At 36.8% G+C, this 18,642-nt stretch carries 16 protein-coding genes, 1 tRNA gene and 1 other annotated feature; of the genes, 3 read left to right on the top strand and 14 right to left on the bottom strand.

Going from position 1 to position 18,642, the window contains the following annotated elements; all coding sequences use genetic code 11:
* Positions 1 to 170: 170 nt before the first annotated feature.
* Both ACFSW4_RS06440 and ACFSW4_RS06435 read left to right on the top strand, forming a co-directional pair.
* Entirely contained in the window at positions 171 to 818 is a 648-nt protein-coding gene (locus ACFSW4_RS06440; protein WP_377328193.1) for a deoxynucleoside kinase, read from the top strand.
* Positions 815 to 1,486, top strand: coding sequence for a deoxynucleoside kinase (locus tag ACFSW4_RS06435; RefSeq protein WP_377328191.1), 672 nt, complete (start codon positions 815 to 817; stop codon positions 1,484 to 1,486). Before ACFSW4_RS06440 ends, ACFSW4_RS06435 begins: the two co-directional genes overlap by 4 nt.
* A gap of 40 nt (positions 1,487 to 1,526) precedes the next feature.
* On the opposite strand, the gene ACFSW4_RS06430 is transcribed toward ACFSW4_RS06435, so the two are convergent.
* The 14 genes from ACFSW4_RS06430 to dnaA all read right to left on the bottom strand — a co-directional run bounded on the left by ACFSW4_RS06430 (position 1,527) and on the right by dnaA (position 17,891).
* Positions 1,527 to 2,399: a peptidoglycan DD-metalloendopeptidase family protein gene (locus tag ACFSW4_RS06430; RefSeq protein WP_377328189.1), complete on the bottom strand. Its 873-nt coding sequence runs from the start codon at positions 2,397 to 2,399 to the stop codon at positions 1,527 to 1,529.
* Positions 2,400 to 2,520: 121 nt separating this feature from the next.
* Positions 2,521 to 2,613 (bottom strand) — tRNA-Ser (locus ACFSW4_RS06425).
* 139 nt (positions 2,614 to 2,752) lie between these two features.
* Entirely contained in the window at positions 2,753 to 4,030 is a 1,278-nt protein-coding gene (gene serS, locus ACFSW4_RS06420; protein ID WP_377328187.1) for a serine--tRNA ligase, read from the bottom strand.
* Between the two features lie 48 nt (positions 4,031 to 4,078).
* Positions 4,079 to 4,296 (bottom strand) — a binding site (T-box leader).
* Positions 4,297 to 4,324: 28 nt separating this feature from the next.
* The gene (gene pdxT / locus ACFSW4_RS06415; RefSeq protein WP_054754114.1) at positions 4,325 to 4,918 is read right to left on the bottom strand and encodes a pyridoxal 5'-phosphate synthase glutaminase subunit PdxT; all 594 of its coding nucleotides are present in this window, start codon (positions 4,916 to 4,918) and stop codon (positions 4,325 to 4,327) included.
* A 12-nt stretch (positions 4,919 to 4,930) separates the two neighbouring features.
* Positions 4,931 to 5,815: a pyridoxal 5'-phosphate synthase lyase subunit PdxS gene (pdxS, locus tag ACFSW4_RS06410; protein ID WP_054754116.1), complete on the bottom strand. Its 885-nt coding sequence runs from the start codon at positions 5,813 to 5,815 to the stop codon at positions 4,931 to 4,933.
* A gap of 26 nt (positions 5,816 to 5,841) precedes the next feature.
* Positions 5,842 to 7,167 carry a D-alanyl-D-alanine carboxypeptidase family protein gene (locus ACFSW4_RS06405; protein WP_377328185.1) on the bottom strand — a complete coding sequence of 442 codons (1,326 nt, stop codon included), beginning with the start codon at positions 7,165 to 7,167 and terminating at the stop codon, positions 5,842 to 5,844.
* Between the two features lie 312 nt (positions 7,168 to 7,479).
* Positions 7,480 to 8,586: an HD-GYP domain-containing protein gene (locus tag ACFSW4_RS06400; protein ID WP_377328183.1), complete on the bottom strand. Its 1,107-nt coding sequence runs from the start codon at positions 8,584 to 8,586 to the stop codon at positions 7,480 to 7,482.
* A gap of 90 nt (positions 8,587 to 8,676) precedes the next feature.
* Entirely contained in the window at positions 8,677 to 11,139 is a 2,463-nt protein-coding gene (gene gyrA, locus ACFSW4_RS06395; protein ID WP_377328251.1) for a DNA gyrase subunit A, read from the bottom strand.
* Positions 11,140 to 11,256: 117 nt separating this feature from the next.
* Positions 11,257 to 13,179 (bottom strand): DNA topoisomerase (ATP-hydrolyzing) subunit B, encoded by a 1,923-nt coding sequence (gene gyrB, locus ACFSW4_RS06390; RefSeq protein ID WP_377328249.1) that lies wholly within the window; start codon positions 13,177 to 13,179, stop codon positions 11,257 to 11,259.
* 51 nt (positions 13,180 to 13,230) lie between these two features.
* Complete coding sequence (gene remB / locus ACFSW4_RS06385; RefSeq protein ID WP_054754123.1) at positions 13,231 to 13,521, bottom strand: extracellular matrix regulator RemB; 291 nt, start codon at positions 13,519 to 13,521, stop codon at positions 13,231 to 13,233.
* A 9-nt stretch (positions 13,522 to 13,530) separates the two neighbouring features.
* Entirely contained in the window at positions 13,531 to 14,649 is a 1,119-nt protein-coding gene (recF, locus tag ACFSW4_RS06380; RefSeq protein ID WP_377328181.1) for a DNA replication/repair protein RecF, read from the bottom strand.
* 26 nt (positions 14,650 to 14,675) lie between these two features.
* Positions 14,676 to 14,900, bottom strand: a complete 225-nt coding sequence (gene yaaA / locus ACFSW4_RS06375) for a S4 domain-containing protein YaaA (RefSeq protein WP_377328179.1) — start codon at positions 14,898 to 14,900, stop codon at positions 14,676 to 14,678.
* A gap of 328 nt (positions 14,901 to 15,228) precedes the next feature.
* On the bottom strand, positions 15,229 to 16,371 hold the full coding sequence (gene dnaN, locus ACFSW4_RS06370; RefSeq protein ID WP_054754125.1) for a DNA polymerase III subunit beta: 1,143 nt from the start codon (positions 16,369 to 16,371) through the stop codon (positions 15,229 to 15,231).
* Between the two features lie 173 nt (positions 16,372 to 16,544).
* Entirely contained in the window at positions 16,545 to 17,891 is a 1,347-nt protein-coding gene (gene dnaA / locus ACFSW4_RS06365) for a chromosomal replication initiator protein DnaA (protein WP_377328177.1), read from the bottom strand.
* Between the two features lie 534 nt (positions 17,892 to 18,425).
* On the opposite strand from dnaA, the gene rpmH reads away from it, so the two are divergent.
* Positions 18,426 to 18,560, top strand: coding sequence for a 50S ribosomal protein L34 (rpmH, locus tag ACFSW4_RS06360; RefSeq protein ID WP_054754127.1), 135 nt, complete (start codon positions 18,426 to 18,428; stop codon positions 18,558 to 18,560).
* Positions 18,561 to 18,642 lie beyond the last annotated feature (82 nt).

Below are 18,642 nucleotides of genomic sequence, written 5' to 3'. Positions count from 1 at the left end.
TCTCACCTCTCTTTTCTTGGTTACACTATAAAATATGTCGATGAAATAAAAGTGTATAGGTCTTTGCTAGATATTTTTGGATTTTTAAAATGTCTAGAAAAACACCCACTTTAGAGTCGAAATTTGTTATCATGGAATAATAGAAAAGATATGTTATTGGAGGAGTTTTCATGGGGGAATACCATGTACCTTTTATTGCTGTAGAGGGCCCCATCGGCGTCGGGAAGACCTCATTGTCAAACAAAATTGCACAACATTTCTACTTTCACTTACTTAAAGAAATTGTCGAAGAAAATCCATTCTTAGGTAAATTCTACGACAACATTGAAGAGTGGAGTTTTCAAACGGAAATGTTCTTTTTGTGTAATCGATACAAGCAACTAGAAGATATTGAAAAGCATTATTTACAACAAGACAAGCCAGTTGTGTCTGATTATCATATATATAAAAATATGATTTTTGCTAAACGAACGTTAAATGACAAACAGTTTAATAAGTATGAGCAGATTTTCCACACATTAACGGATGATATGCCTAAACCAAATGTCATGATTTATTTACATGCCAGTCTTGATACATTATTAGAACGAATTAGAAAACGTGGTAGAGAAGTTGAGAAGAATATCCAAGCGGATTATTTAAGTCAATTATCAAAGGATTATGATCAGTTCATGGACGAGTTTGAAAGGAATAACCCTGAAATTCCTGTGATTCGTTTAAATGGTGATGATCTTGACTTTGTTAAACATCAAGAGGATTTAGCTTATATATTATCGATTGTTGAGAAGCATATACAAAAAGGAGAAGTTGTTACATGAACGTCTATGACCGTTATGGAATTCCTAGTGATGCTGTTATTACCATCGCAGGAACAGTTGGAGTAGGGAAATCAACAATGACGAATGCCCTGGCTAGTACTTTAGGTTTTCGTACATCCTTTGAGAAAGTTGATGGCAACCCTTATTTAGATAAATTTTATAAAGATTTTGAGCGTTGGAGTTTTCACCTTCAAGTTTATTTCTTAGCTGAGCGTTTCAAGGAACAAAAAAGAATCTTTGAATACGGTGGAGGGTTTATCCAAGACCGATCCATTTATGAAGATACAGGTATTTTCGCAAAAATGCATCGTGAAAAAGGTACGATGAATGAGACGGATTATAATACTTATAAAAGTCTATTCGATGCGATGGTCATGACTCCTTACTTTCCGCATCCAGACTTATTGATTTACTTGGAAGGTTCATTTGAAGATGTACTAGACCGTCTAAAAAGTAGAGGCCGTCAAATGGAGCAAGATACACCAATCGAGTATTGGCGAGAAATGTATGATCGCTATGAAGAATGGGTTAATAACTTTAATACTTGTCCTGTTATGAGGATTAATATTAATGACTATGATTTATTTAATAATGAACAGTCGATTGAGCCGATTCTAGAAAGAATTGGCCATTTCATTCAGACTTCTCGCCATTATATTAAAGCATAAACTAGTTGAGCCGGTACGTTTATTTCACGTACCGGCTCTTTTATTCATTAAATGCATTTTGTAAAAATGTCATTAAAGGAAAGGGATCTATATGCTTACCATTCTTAATGACCTCGTAATGTAAATGAACCCCTGTACTTCGACCTGTTGTGCCCATTGAACCAATCAGCTGGCCCTGCGTGACTGACTCTCCTTTTTTAACCTTTACTTCATTAAGATGACTATAGCGAGTTTTATATGAATTTCCATGGTCAACTAAGATTGAATAACCATAAGCGCCTTGATAGCCTGCAAATTCAATAATCCCATCTCCTGCCACATAGATATCAGTCCCTAAAGGACCTGCTAAATCAATTCCTGAGTGGAATGAACCTGTATTTGTGAATGGATCAGTTCTGTAGCCAAAGTGAGAACTTACGGTTTCAGAAGCAGCTGGCCAGTGGATTGGTGTCTTCTTAAGATCTCGATTAACCTCTTCTAGTTGACTAACGGCCATTTGATAACTAGCCACTAATCCAGAAACCTCTTGCTTGATTGCTGAATACGGACGATTAATTTTAAGTTCTGAAGATTTAACGAGACCCACTTTGTCCGGCACATTATTGCTTGATAAAGACGCTGCACGGTCCACGTTCAATTGATTAATAAGTTCTATCATTTGTTCCTCTATGGATCTTAATTCAGCGAGTTGCCGTTCAATATCACGACGGTCTTTTTCAAACGTTAATTGCTGGGTATTTAATTGTTGATTTAGCTCATTTACTCTGGATTGCAGTCTTTCATTTTCATTGGCTTTCTGAATCATAAAGAAAGCCATCACCCCTATCATTATTAGGGATATAGTTAAAGCCAACCATATAATAGGTTGTTTTGATGATATAGGCTCTTCAGAACGCCATTCTCTTGGATGCATAAACTCTCATACTCCCTACGCACTTTTTATATTAGGGTTTGATATTTCTGCTAAATTATCCAAAAGAAGGCATAAAAAAATGGCTACATCTCTGTAACCATGATTGTTTGAAATATGTATATGGCGGAGGAGGAGGGATTCGAACCCCCGCGGGCCGTGAAGCCCCTGGCGGTTTTCAAGACCGCTCCCTTCAGCCGGACTTGGGTACTCCTCCGTGTAAGCTGACAAAAATAAATATATCATACGATTCGACAGCGTGCAACATTTTCTATAGATTTTTTTATTTTCTGTTATTTTAATAAATGAAGAGTTCCTTATAAATAAAGAGGCGCGCTCAACGCGCACCTCTTCTTCTAACGTTCAATACGTTTTTTATTACCCATATATGGACGTAATACTTCCGGGATGGTGACAGAGCCATCTTCTTCTTGATAGTTCTCTAAGATTGCAGCAACCGTGCGCCCTACGGCAAGTCCAGATCCGTTTAATGTATGAACAAACTCTGGTTTAGCCTTTGCATCACGGCGGAAACGGATTCCGGCACGGCGAGCTTGGAATGCTTCAAAATTAGAACAAGAAGAGATTTCACGGTACGTATCACTACTAGGAAGCCAAACCTCAATATCGTACTTCTTAGCTGCTGTGAAACCAAGGTCCCCCGTACACATACTCATAACCCTGTACGGCAATTTAAGAAGCTGTAGAATCTTCTCAGCGTGTCCTGTTAGCACTTCTAATGTCTCATAAGAGTCTTCAGGTTTGACTAAATGAACAAGTTCAATTTTATTAAATTGGTGCTGACGAATTAATCCTCTCGTATCACGTCCAGCAGACCCTGCTTCAGAGCGGAAGTTAGCGCTATAAGCCGCAAACTTTTTAGGTAAATCATCAACAGATAAAATCTCATCACGATGATAATTCGTCACAGGGACTTCAGCTGTTGGAATTAAGTAATAATCCCAGTCCTCAAGCTTAAAGACATCCTCTGTAAATTTAGGGAATTGGCCTGTGCCTTTTAGGCTTTCGGTGTTAACCATTTGCGGAGGCATCATTTCTTGATAGCCATGCTCATCCACTTGATAGTCCATCATAAAGTTGATTAAAGCACGTTCAAGGCGAGCACCTAATCCTTTATAAAATGCAAAACGGCTTCCAGTAACTTTTGATGCACGCTCAAAGTCAACAATATCTAAATCAGTAGCAACATCCCAGTGAGGTTTTTCATCAAAGTTAAACTCTCGAACCTCTCCCCATTTGCGTACTTCTACGTTGTCATCCTCATCTTCACCAACAGGAGTTGATTCATGAGGAACGTTAGGAATTGATAGTAATAACTCGTTTAATTTCTCTTCAACCTCTTTTAGGTTCGTATCAATTTCTTTAATTCGATCTCCAACTTCACGCATTTCTTTAATTAAATGATCGGCATCTTGTTTTTCTTTTTTCATTTGAGAAATCTCTTTAGAAACCTCATTACGACGTGCTTTTAACTCTTCTGATTCTTGAATATACTCACGTCTTTTTTGATCCCATTCTTGAAAATGATCAAGGTCTGTTAAGTCTTCACCACGATGTTGTAGCTTCGCTTTAACGTCATCAAAATTTTGTCTTAAGTACTTTAAATCAAGCATGATACTCCTCCTTATGTTTTAACGAAATAAAAAAACCCGTCCCTCAAGAAAAGGGACGAGTTGTATACCCGCGTTACCACCCTTGTTGAAAAAGCCAACACTTCTTCCAACTCGGAAGCTTTAACGGCGCATGACCGGATTAGCTTACTCTTTGTTTCGGCTAACCTGCTCAGGGATGGATTCATTAACGTCTTTTACTGGTTTGCACCTACCACCAGCTCTCTGGAAAAAGATCTATAATTACTATTTCCCGTCTGTGCATTTAACTATTTGTATTATAATATAACTGTTTTTTTACTGGGCTGCAAGTTTTAACTTACTTTTTTTCACAAGTTCAATAAAATATTGAGTTAATCGGTGATCATCCGTTAATTCCGGATGAAAGGCAGCAGCTAAATAATGTCCTTGTTGTGCGGCTACAATTTGGCCATCATAAGTTGCTAGCACTTCGGTATCCTCTTTCACATTCACAATGTGGGGTGCTCGAATAAACACGGCTTCAAAGTCCTCAGCTACACCTTTTACTTCAAGTTTTGTCTCAAAACTCTCACGCTGACGTCCAAATGCATTGCGTTCGACCACCATGTCCATAAGCCCTAGATGCGCATGACTTTGACCATTGATTTCTGATGCTAAGAGTATTAATCCCGCACAGGTACCAAAGATTGGCTTACCAGACTTTCCAAACTCTTGCAGTGCCTCAAAGAAATCATAACGGTCAATTAAACGTCTCATCGTGGTACTCTCACCACCAGGAATGATTAGGCCATCAACCTCATCTAGCTGTTCTTTTTTCTTTACGATTAATGCTTCCTGGCCACAAGATTCAATCGAGTGTTTGTGCTCTCTAAATGCACCTTGTAACCCTAATACACCAATTTTAAGCATTAGGATTCTCCTCTATTCACTGCGGTCCTGCATACGATCAGAATCCGTTAGTGTCGACATTTCAAGTCCTGGCATCGCTGTGCCTAAACCTTTCGATAGTTCACCGATTAATTTGTAGTCATCATAATGAGTCGTTGCTTCAACAATGGATCTTGCAAAACGTTCAGGGTTATCCGATTTAAAAATACCTGAACCAACAAACACACCATCAGCACCTAGTTGCATCATAAGAGCCGCATCTGCAGGAGTTGCAATGCCGCCTGCAGCAAAGTTTACAACAGGTAGGCGTCCGCTTTCACGAATTTCAAGTAATACTTCATATGAAGCCCCGTTTTCTTTCGCATAAACCATTAGTTCATCTTCCGCCATATTCGTTACTTCTTTAATTTGTTTTTGCACTTCACGCATATGACGGACTGCTTCAACAATGTTACCTGTACCAGGTTCACCTTTCGTACGAAGCATGGATGCACCTTCACCTATACGGCGCACAGCTTCACCCAGATTACGGCAACCGCACACGAAAGGTACGGTATAATCACGTTTATTAATATGATAAAGCTCATCGGCTGGCGTTAATACTTCACTCTCATCAATATAATCAACACCCATTGCTTCTAGGACGCGAGCCTCTACAATATGACCTATACGTGCTTTTGCCATCACAGGAATTGAAACAGCATTCATTACTTCCTCAACGATGGTTGGGTCTGCCATACGGGCAACGCCACCTGCTGCACGAATATCTGCTGGTACACGCTCTAAAGCCATAACAGCAACAGCACCCGCTTCTTCTGCAATTTTAGCTTGCTCTGCATTCACAACGTCCATGATGACGCCGCCTTTTTGCATTTCGGCCATACCTCTTTTGACACGGTCTGTACCTATTTGACTCATATAAAACTCCCCCTATTTGTTTATCTTTAGTTAAATAAACCTTTTATACTACCAAATAAATCAACGAAAAAATCCCCTATTGCTTGTAACATTAATACAAACCAGTTGGATTTTTCAACCCCATCAGAAGTTACAAGCGGTACAGATATTTGATCGCCATCAACTAAATGACCAAAATCCTCTTCACCCTCGTAAGTTAAAACAACCTTACCTACTTCAGTACCCGCTTCTATTGGCGCAACTAACTCACCATTGTCATTTAGAGCCTCTTCACTAACTTCGAATTTAGCCGAGTAGTTCTCTTCTTCGCCTTCTTTAATTACTTTTTCAATAGCTTGACCAGCCTCAACAGAAACTGATTCCTCTTTACCTTTAGCTACAGGAATAGAAGATTCACCTTCAACTTGGTATCCTGCTTCAACTAATGTAGTTTTACTGAAGTTATTAAAACCATAATCTAATAATTTGGCTGTCTCAAAAAAGCGCGCTCCAATACTATCTGTGCGCATAACAACAGAAATTAAACGCTGACCATCTCGTTCAGCTGTCCCCGTAAATGTATAACCAGCTAAATCTGTATGTCCCGTTTTTAGTCCATCTAAACCTTTATAAGAATATTGTTTAAAGTTCTGACTTTCGTGCCCAGGTAACATCCAGTTCCAGTTAATCATAGTGTTACCTTCAAATTCTTTTACAGGAATACTAGATACCTCTAATACTTCTCGGTAATCTTTTACTAAATGATAAGCTAATTTAGCTGTATCACGAGCGGACATCATGTTCTCTCCATTAGGGTCCGTTCCTTCTGGGTAATTTTCACCTAATGAACTATTATTTAAGCCTGTGGAATTAACAAATTCATAATCTTTCATGCCAAGTTCTTTAGCTTTAGCATTCATCATTTTTACAAATTCACCTTCAGAACCTGCAATTAATTCAGCTAATGCGATAGTCGTTGCGTTATCTGAATTAATCACCATTGCGTCGTATAAATCTTTAACTGTATATGGGTGATCTAAGCGCAGTCCAACTCCAGAGAAACTATTATCAGCTGAAATACTGTAAGCATATTCACTAATTTGCGTTTCAGTCTCCCAAGTAATCTCACCATTTTTAATTGCCTCTAATACTAAATATTCCGTCATCATCTTTGTCATACTAGCAGGAGGCAGTGATGTATCTGCATTTTTAGCAAATAACACATCTCCTGTCTCAAAATCTACTAAAATAGCTGACTCAGCATTGACATCAAATGAACTTGCACTTGAAGCAATTGGTGCAATATATAATGAGCTTAATGCTAATACAGCAATCATGATCCATAATCTTATCGTGTGTAGCGTTCTCTTCATTCTGTCTTCCCCCATTGAAATTCTTTTACGTTCCTATTATACATGATTTCTAGCACGTTCACATTGGAAATTTAGACAAATTATTTAAATTGAAATAAATTAGTCCTTGTTACCTAATGAAGTAGAATCTCAGTTCTCTAATCATCCATTATTTACAAAATACTCTAGTTTTTAAAGATATCCAAAAAAATAGCATTGAACCGATTCATTATTCGGCTCAATGCCTGACTTAATAAACATTAACTGTTCTGTTCAATAGAAAACCTTTTTAGAGTAACAGTAACTCATATTACAAGTGAAAAAATGAAGAATTCAAGAGCTTATAATTTCTTCGATATATAAATCTTGATGATTTACAAGCTGAATAATTTCATCATTCGACTCACTTTTAACCATAGGTCTTGTCGGATGACGTTCATCAACAAATACGATCTCACCTATTTCATTATTGGTTAATCTAACCCTAGTGCCGTTCGAGAAATAAACAATGGATTGAACTAATGCTTCAATAATTTTTAAATCTAGTTTCCCTAAAAATTCATTCATCATCTCTTCAATCACTTTAAAAGGAGATTGTTTTTTACGGTATAACCTTTCTGAAGTCATCGCATGGTACATGTCACTTACTGCAATGATTCTCGCAAAAGAATGAAGTTTGTCTTCTTTGACACCAAGTGGGTAGCCAGAGCCATCTAATCGTTCATGGTGCTGCAATACAGCTAGTTTGATATTTCGGCTTAAGAACGGCTCATGTTCAAGCATACGATAAGAGACAATCGGATGTTTCTGCACTTTTTCATACTCTGCCTCAGTCAAAACACCATCTTTCTTATAAAAATAGGCACCTTCCTTAATCATTCCGATGTCACTTAAATAAGCAGCAAGGGCAACCTGCATGCAATCTGAATGATCGTAGTTCAGTTTTTTAGCAATAAATCCTGAAATAATAGAATTGGCCACCATATGGTGATAAATATAATCATGTTTGTCATTGTAGTGATGCAATTCAAGTAACATTTCAATCGATAGATTCACTTCTTGCATAAATGGTGCTACGATCTGACGAATTTTATTTAAGTCAAGCTGCGGATGTTCCTCCCAGTTTTCAAACAGATGCTTTGTTTGTTTAACGGCATGAACATAATAATCAAAAAAAGTATATTCTTTTGGTTCTTTTTGCATTTTTGAATGATTTTGTTCCTGTTTTATAGTATTTGGGTCAACCTCAGGCGCTTGAAAAGTATCGCCATTCACTAGTCTAGAGGCCACTTCAACGTAAGGGACCTCAAAATCTTTTAAAACTTTAATATGGATTGGTTCAACCACTGTATTTTTTGGCACGATTGGATGAATCGTTTTACCTTGAACATCCTTAAGGAGCAGACATCCTGGCACCAAATTTTCCGGAAGAACTTTCAAACAAATTCCCCCTCTCCCCAAATGAACTTATATTTAATAGTGAGAAGAAAACTCGCCTACTTAAAGACGAGTTTTCTAGTTGTAAAATGTTTATTCTTCAGTTGTCTCGTCACTATTAGTTGAATCAGTATGCTCTTCTGTAGCCTCTTGATCTTCAATGTCATCTTCAGGCTCTTCTTTCTCTACTCGTGCTACAGTTGCTACTTCTTCCTCTTCCGCTAAACGGATTAATTTAACACCTTGTGTATTACGGCCCGTTTGTGAGATTGATTCAGAAGACATTCTAATCAATACCCCACTTGCCGTCATTAACATTAGGTCTTCATCACCAGTAACAGGCTTAACTGCTACAACTGAACCATTCTTCTCACTTAATTTACAAGTGATAATTCCTTTACCACCACGGTTTTGAAGACGATACTCATCTTCGTGCGTTCGTTTTCCAAAACCTTTAGACGTTACAGTTAGAAGATCGACCCCTTTATCAATGATTTCCATTGATACGACCTCATCGCCTTCTTTTAGCGTGATGCCTTTAACGCCTGAAGCCGTACGTCCCATTGAGCGTACATCAGATTCATGGAAGCGAATCAGTAAACCATTCTTCGTTGCAATCATCATATTTTTATCGCCATCCGTTAAGCGAACGGATATGAGTTCATCATCTTCACGAAGATTAATTGCTCTTAAACCACCACGGCGAATATTAGCAAAGTTCTCTAGAGATGTTCGTTTTGATAGTCCTTTTCTTGTGGTAAAGAATAAGAACCAATCAGAATCGAATTCTTTAACACTAATGACCGCATTGACCCATTCATCTTTTTCCACTTGAAGAACGTTAACTAACGGAATACCTTTAGCTGTACGGCTAAACTCAGGAATTTCATAACCTTTCGCACGGTACACCTTACCTTTATTTGTAAAGAATAATAAAGTGTCGTGGGTGGATGTTGATAATAGATGTTCGATGAAATCATCATCATTCGTCCCCATCCCCTGTATACCTCGGCCACCTCTTCGTTGCGCACGATAAGTTGTGGCAGGTAGGCGTTTAATATAACCCCTGTGCGTCAAACTAATGATGACCGTTTCTTCTGGAATTAAGTCTTCATCTTCAATAAAGTCTGTACCACCAATAGTAATTTCAGTGCGGCGAGTATCATTAAATTTCTCTTTAATTTCAAGAAGTTCCTCTTTAATGATATCTAAAACCTTTTGTTCATCAGCTAAGATCGCTTTTAACTCAGCAATTAATTCTTTAACCTCTTTGTAGTCATTATCTATCTTATCACGCTCTAAGCCTGTTAGACGTTGCAAACGCATATCTAAAATAGCTTGAGCTTGTTTTTCTGATAATCCAAAACGATTCATTAAGCCATCTCTTGCTTCATCAGTGGTCTGGGAACCACGGATTAATTCAATGACTTCATCAAGATGATCTAGCGCGATTCTTAAACCTTCTAAAATATGAGCTCTAGCTTCTGCTTTTTCTAGGTCATATTTTGTCCGTCTAATAATGACTTCTTTTTGGTGTTCTAAGTAATATTCAAGCGTTTGTTTAATGTTTAACACTTTCGGTTGTCCATTAACTAACGCTAACATGTTGATTCCAAATGACGTTTGCAAGGAGGTTTGCTTGTATAGATTATTTAATACAACATTTGGGTTTGCATCGCGCCTTAATTCAATGACAATACGCATTCCTTCTCGGTCAGATTCATCTCTTAAGTCAGTTATACCGTCAATTTTCTTATCCCGAACTAGTTCAGCAATTTTCTCAATCAGTCTCGCTTTATTAACTTGAAAAGGTAATTCATTAACGATGATCGTTGCTTTTCCGTTCGGTTCTTCAATAATATCTGCTTTAGAGCGAATCGTTAAAGAACCTTTACCAGTTTCATACGCCTGACGAATTCCACTTCTGCCTAAAATACTCCCGCCAGTTGGAAAATCCGGTCCATGTATATAATCGTTCATCAGTTCTTCAATTGTTATATCTGGATTTTCACTAATCGCTAATACGGCATCAATAACTTCCCCTAATTGGTGCGGAGGAATATTGGTTGCCATCCCAACAGCAATACCTGATGCACCGTTAACAAGCAAGTTTGGAAACTTTGCAGGTAAAACAACTGGCTCTTTTTCTGTGCCATCATAGTTGTCATCGTAGTCAATCGTATTTTTATTTATATCTCGAAGCAGCTCCATAGAAATCTTTGACATACGAGCCTCGGTATAACGCATCGCAGCGGCTGAGTCACCATCTACAGAACCGAAGTTACCGTGACCATCCACTAACATATTACGGAAGTTAAAATCCTGCGCCATTCGTACCATTGCTTCATAAACTGCTGAATCACCATGAGGGTGATACTTACCAATTACTTCACCAACAATACGTGCTGATTTCTTATAAGCCTTATCTGAATGCATTCCTAAATCATGCATCGCATAAAGGATACGTCTATGTACAGGTTTTAAACCATCACGAACATCTGGTAAAGCACGTGAAACAATGACACTCATTGCATAATCTAAAAACGATGTTCGCATTTCTTGACTAATATTAATTTCTTCTACTTTTGGTCGTTGTTGATCCAACCGTCATTACCTCCCTAACGGTAATGAGCGCAAGAAACTAATGCCGTACACTTGCGCTCTTACCACAACTTAGATATCTAAATTTTTAACGTATTGTGCATTCTGTTCTATGAAATCACGTCTAGGTTCTACTTGATCTCCCATTAATGTTTCAAAAATTTCATCCGCATCCATCGCATCTTCAAGATTAACCTGTAATAATGTTCTCGTTTCAGGATTCATCGTTGTCTCCCATAACTGCGTTGGATTCATTTCACCTAGACCTTTATAACGTTGGATGTTAGGTTTTGGAGTTGCTGGGATTTCAGCTAATATACGATCCAATTCTTTATCGTTATAAGCATATTGTAAATTTTTATTTTGTTTAATTTGATATAAAGGTGGCTGAGCAATATAGACATAACCACGCTCTATCAGTGGGCGCATATAACGGTAGAAGAAAGTTAATAATAGTGTTCGTATGTGTGCGCCATCAACGTCTGCATCTGTCATAATCACAATCTTATGATAGCGTGATTGTTCAATATCAAATTCCTCACCAATTCCTGTGCCTAAAGCCGTGATCATCGCACGGATTTCATTGTTAGATAAAATTTTATCTAAACGAGCCTTTTCTACGTTAATAATTTTACCCCTTAAAGGTAAAATAGCTTGAAAATGACGATCGCGCCCTTGTTTAGCCGAACCGCCAGCTGAGTCACCCTCAACAATATACATCTCACTAATAGATGCATCTTTAGAGGCGCAATCAGCTAACTTACCTGGTAGGCTTGATACTTCTAGTGCGCTTTTACGTCTTGTTACTTCACGCGCTTTTTTAGCTGCAATGCGAGCACGTGAAGCCATTAAGCCTTTTTCAACAATTTGTCTCGCCACTTTAGGGTTTTCAATTAAAAATGTTGAGAACTTATCAGAGAAGATTTGATCTGTAATTGTTCTAACTTCACTATTACCTAACTTCGTCTTAGTTTGTCCTTCAAACTGAGGGTCAGGGTGTTTGACCGAGATAATAGCCGTTAAACCTTCCCTAACATCATCACCGATTAAGTTAGGATCATTTTCTTTATACAAATGGTTCTTTCTTGCATAATCATTAATGACACGAGTTAAAGCTGTTTTGAACCCACTTTCATGAGTTCCGCCTTCAGCCGTGTGTATATTATTTGTAAACGAGTATATATTACTAGCAAATCCGTCATTATACTGAATAGCAAACTCAACCGTAATGTCATCTATATCACTTTCACCGTAAATCGGTTCGTGTAACGTTTCACGCTTACGATTAAGATGCTCAACATATTCGGCAATTCCGCCTTCATAGTAGAAATGCTCAGCTTCAGGCTCTTCTTCACGTCTGTCTTCAATCGAAATCTTAAGCTGTTTATTTAAATATGCTAATTCCCTCGTACGATGCAGTAGCTGTTCATATTCATACTCTTCTGTTTCTGTGAAAATTTCAGGGTCTGGCTTAAAGTTTGTCTTCGTACCTGTTTTATCCGTCTCACCAATAACTTTCACTTCATCATTAGGGATTCCGCGCTGGTAACTTTGGTAATATAATTTACCATCACGATGAACATAAACCTCACAACGTTCAGATAACGCGTTTACAACTGAAGCCCCTACACCATGAAGACCTCCAGATACTTTATATGTACCACTATCAAACTTACCACCAGCATGTAGAACCGTCATAATAACTTCTAAAGCTGGTTTACCAGCTTTTTTATGCATATCTACAGGAATGCCACGTCCATCATCTATGACCGTAATACTGTTATCTTTCTCGATGATGATTTGAATATGGTCACAATATCCTGCTAGGGCTTCATCTATACTGTTATCAACGATTTCCCAAACTAAATGGTGTAAGCCTCTACCACTCGTTGAACCAATATACATTCCCGGACGTTTACGAACCGCTTCTAAACCTTCAAGGACCTGTATTTGACTTGCACCATAATCCGTTTGTTCGTTTAAGTTATCTTCCATCGCCATGATCTCACCTTCATTTTCTTATTGAATTACTAGTCACTTGGCCAGTTACTCTTCTAGTTCATAGGTATCTGTTATATCTTCTACCTTATCTAACTTATAATCTAATTGCGCACGTCTATTTAACGTCGATACTGATAGGGAACTGAAGTATATATGATCAACGGTAATGACAATGGATTTAGCTTCTTCATACGAATTATCCGAGACATTACCTTTTTCTCTTTGTTTAAATATCATTTCTTCTACAATTGATGAGGAGTTAAACAACGTATAATCAATAATTGACACCACATCTTCAGACTGAATAACGTTTTCATCGCCTATATGTATAAACACTTTCGATCCTCACCTTTCTTCGACTAATTGTCCATTATGAATTGTATAAATCGCAGCTTGGCTTATGGTGTCATGAGCTATTCCATCAACACTCGTTGTGGTAACAAAGGTTTGCACCTTCCCTTGAATCGTATTCAAGAGGTGGGATTGCCTAAAATCATCAAGTTCACTTAAGACATCATCCAATAATAAAATTGGATACTCTCCTACTTCTTCATAAATTAGTTCAATTTCAGCTAGTTTAAGTGATAGGGCTGTCGTTCGTTGTTGTCCTTGCGAACCAAACGTTTGCACATTTTTGTCATTGACATTAAAGATTAAATCATCCCGGTGAGGGCCAACTAGAGTAGTACCCCGTTCAATTTCCTTAGTTTCAATTTTAGAAAAATGTTCCTCTAAAACTATCTTTATTTTTTCCGAATCCATGTCTTCTGATACATCTACACTTGCATCGTAATCAATCGATAACTGTTCATATCCTCTACTAATTCCTTCATGGATTGGTTTTGCCCATTTTCTTAGCTTTTGCAAGAATAGAAAACGTTTGTTTAATATAACTGAAGCATGCTCTATTAATTGGTCCGTATATACTCTTAACATAGTCGGATCAGGCTGCTGCTTTCTTTGTAAATCTTTTAGTAAGGCATTTCGTTCTTTTAGTATTCGTTGAAATTGCCCTAAATGGTAGATGTAAACTGGCTGTGTTTGACCAATTTCCATATCAAAAAATTTTCTTCGTTCAGATGGGCTACCCTTTACTAGATTAAGATCTTCTGGAGCAAACATCACAATGTTCATCGCTCCGATATATTCACTTAAACGTTTTTGTTCAATGTGATTGAACTTAGCTTTTTTCCCTTTATTTGAAAAAACAACTTCAAGCGGGAAACTTTGATTTCGTTTAAAAACCCTACCCTCTATTTTACCATACTCTGCGTCCCATTGAATTAATTCTTTGTCTCTTGATGTACGATGCGATTTTGTGAAAGCTAACACGTAAATGGCTTCCATTAGGTTTGTTTTCCCTTGGGCATTTTCACCAATGATGACATTAATTTTTTGATCAAATGAAACAGATAATTTATCGTAATTCCGATAGTGGGTAAGTGTAATTTCCTCAATATACATGAAGTGACTCCTCTAATGTGTATGCATTAATTCGATGCTTGTCCAACTTGAAATGTCCCGACTTCTTCAACTTCAATCACATCGTTCACTTTAAGTTTTCTGCCTCTACGATCATCTAATTCTCCATTGACATATACATTGAATTCCTTCAAAAAAATTTTTGCCATGCCGCCAGAGTCAATAATATTAGCTAATTTTAAAAACTGTCCAAGAGTGATCTCTTGTGTATCTATTTCGATAATTTCAGGCATTTTTTCACCTTCTTTTCCAATCTAACATCATATATCTATTTTACTAGATATTTCACATTAAGAAAAGTACAAGGAAAACCCTTATATCTTTATTAAAAATAGTGTTATCCCTAGTTTGGCCGAATGATGAACCCGTTAACCAAAAGAATATTATTTTCTTATTACTTTAAAGTTATTAACATGTGAATAATTCAAAAAGGGGTAAGCCATCCACAGTGGATCATTTTAAATAATTTCAATCAAGGAGAGGTTGTGGAAAGTTTTAATGAGAGCATAATTAAAACCCGAGCTAAGTTTTCAAACATCTTGGCTCGGGTTTATTTTTATATTAATAAGTTCTTACTGGTGTAATTAACTGTAAAATTTGATCTTCATCTTCTTTAGGACGAATAACAAACGGGCGCATAGCACCTGTGAAATTAATTGCGACTTGTTCAGCGTCAATAGCTTTTAAAGCATCAATCATATATTTCGCATTAAAAGAGATTTTTAAATCTTCACCTTCGATTGAATCAGTAACTAATGTCTCCTCTACATGACCAATTTCAGGGGAGTGACTCGTAATTTGGATCGTATTTTGATCTTTTGTTACAAGCTTGACGATGTTGTTTCGATTATCCTTAGCTAAAAGACTAGCACGGTCAATTGAATCGATAAGTTCTTTTGAATTAACAGTAACGACTGTTTTACTTTGATTAGGAATTAGACGAGATGTCTCAGGGTAGTTACCGTCTAATAAACGAGATAAAAAGAATAAGTTCTTAGTTCTAAATAAGATTTGATTATCCGTTACACTTATCTGGATCGTCTCTTGAGTGTCACCAAGGATTTTATTTAATTCACTTAGACTTTTACCAGGAATGACAACATTATTAAAGGTTAGATGATCAGCATTTGACATAGAAATCCTTCTAGAAGCTAGACGATGAGAATCTGTTGCGACTAGTTCTAACAAATCATTTTCAAGTTTAATATTGACCCCTGTTAAAATTGGTCTAGTTTCAGACACAGAAACGGCAAAGTTCGTTTGTCTAATTAACATTTTCAATAAATCGATTTGTAGATCAAAGCTATTATCAGTCTGTAAAACTGGTAATTGAGGGAACTCCTCAGTGTCCTGACCATTTAACTTAAACTCTGCATGACCAGATTTTATTTGGATGTTTAAATCACTATCAACATTAATTTCAACTTGATGATCAGGTAATTTACGAATAATTTCAGGTAAAAATTTAGCTTGTACAACAATTTGTCCTGGTTCAAGATCGTGAATGTTAACAACACCATCTTCTTCAACCGGAATAGTAGATTCGATTGTAATATCTGAATTACTACCTGTTAGTTTGACTCCTTGCTGGTTGGCTTCAATTTTGATGCCAGATAAAATCGGGATAGTTGGTTTAGATGATATAGCCTTCATAACATTTTGGATGCTATTCATTAATGGTTCACGTTCTATTAAGATTTTCATAATGCCCTCCTGATTTGTTAGTTATATATTTATTTATTTTTAATAAAAAATTAGTAGTAATCGTAATAGGTCCTGTGAATTTGTGAATAACTCTAGATAATAGCATGAAATCAAGTTATTCACATGTGGATAAACTGTTTATGAATGTGCATAACTTATCTACATGTTCACAACTAATGAGACTTAATTGTTTCAATTAAATCATCAATTTCTCGCTGTAATTGTAGATCTTCAGCCATCATTTTAGAGATTTTTTCGTGAGCATGAATGACGGTAGTATGATCCCTACCACCAAATTCTTCACCTATTTTAGGTAACGAATAATCAGTTAATTCTCGTGATAGATACATAGCAATCTGACGAGGGAAGGCGACTGATTTGGTTCGTTTTTTGGCAGCGAAATCTTCTAAACGTACATGGTATTTTTCGCCAATGATTTCTTGAATTCCTTTAATCGTAATTTCTTTAGGTTTACTATTTGGAATAATGTCTTTTAATGCACTCGCAGCTAATGCAGCATCAATATCCTCATTAACTAGTGAAGAGTAGGCAACAACTCTGATTAATGCACCTTCTAATTCTCTGATGTTAGTGTCTATTTGATTAGCTATATAAAGCATGACCTCGTTAGGAATATCTAAGCCATCTGCTTTTGCTTTCTTTCTTAAGATTGCGATACGAGTTTCTAAATCTGGCGGTGTAATATCTGTGATGAGGCCCCATTCAAACCGAGAACGCAGCCTGTCTTCTAATGTTGGAATCTCTTTAGGTGGTCTGTCACTTGAAATGACGATTTGTTTATTTTCTTCATGTAAGGTATTGAACGTATGGAAAAATTCCTCTTGAGTTTGTTCTTTCCCAGCTAAAAATTGAATATCATCAATTAGGAGCACGTCTACATTACGATATTTATTTCTGAAATCAATCGCTTTATTATCACGAATTGAATTAATAAACTCATTTGTAAATTTTTCTGAAGTTGTATAAACGACACGAGCTGATGGGTTATGCTCTAGAACATAATGACCGATTGCATGCATTAAGTGTGTTTTACCAAGACCTACACCACCATATATGAATAGGGGATTATAGGCTTTAGCAGGCGCTTCAGCTACAGCTAGTGATGCTGCATGGGCAAAACGGTTTCCAGAACCAATGACGAACGTCTCAAATGTATATTTAGAATTCAACATCGATTTTGATGATGAGTCATTTTGCTTAAGTTGATTCATTTTTTTAATCGGTTGTTTTTGCGGTTCATCGATGTCTTCTGTTTCTGGAATAATAAATTTAGGCTCTAGTTCTGCTCCTGTGATGTCATAAATGGTTGAAGAGATGAGCTTAGAATAACTGTTTTCTAACCAATCTCTCGCAAACTCATTTGGAGCAGCGATCACTATTTGATCGTTTTCAATGAACTTAGCCTCTGTTGATTTTAACCAAGTATCAAAACTTGGTTTGCTGACTTTTTTCTCTATCTCTGATAAAGCTTTCGTCCATATTTCTGATATATTCTCCAACTAGTTCACTCCCTTAGTTCAAAAACTCCAATAAGAGGCCAAAATAAAAAAACGCACATGTGGATAATTATAAACGATTGTAACAAGCTTTATGTACATGAATCGACATAATCCACAAAAATGTGCATAAATGTTTAAACAAGATGTGATTAACTATCCACAAACTATTCACAACCTGTGGAAAAGGTTACTTTTGTAAAAAGGTTATCCACGAGTTAAACAACATAATCATAGCAGAAAATGTCGTTTATTTCAATGCGATTTGAAACTTATCCACACCAAGAACTCCTATGTTTAAATTTTTTGTCCACAAGGGTCGAATTTGTGGGTATTTTGTCAATTCACAATGTGGATAGATTTTTTTGGTTAGAAAGTTGTTAATTGGAGTTGTGGATAAAAAGGAACTTGTTTTTTGATCAAAAATTTATTACAATGAAATGTGCGCTATTGATTTGACAACAAGCGTTACATTTTATATACTAATTTGGACTGTTTTTAGAAGGAACGTGCAAGATCATCAGGAGGTGTTTAAGAATGAAACGCACTTATCAACCAAATAAACGTAAAAGAAATAAAGTACACGGATTCCGTGCTAGAATGAGTACAAAAAACGGACGTAAAGTTCTAGCTCGTCGTCGTAAAAAAGGAAGAAAAGTTCTATCTGCTTAGGCCACTGAAATTATATCAGTGGTCTTTTTTCTCTTTTTAGAAATAGAAGTAGAATAGTTAAACGTGATTAATAGTGTAAAAT

The organism is Piscibacillus salipiscarius (assembly GCF_042685285.1).
In the GTDB taxonomy this organism is placed as follows: Bacteria; Bacillota; Bacilli; order Bacillales; family Alkalibacillaceae; genus Piscibacillus; species Piscibacillus salipiscarius.
The sequence above is the reverse complement of the archived record's forward strand: the minus strand, read 5'-3'. Positions and strand labels throughout refer to the sequence as shown.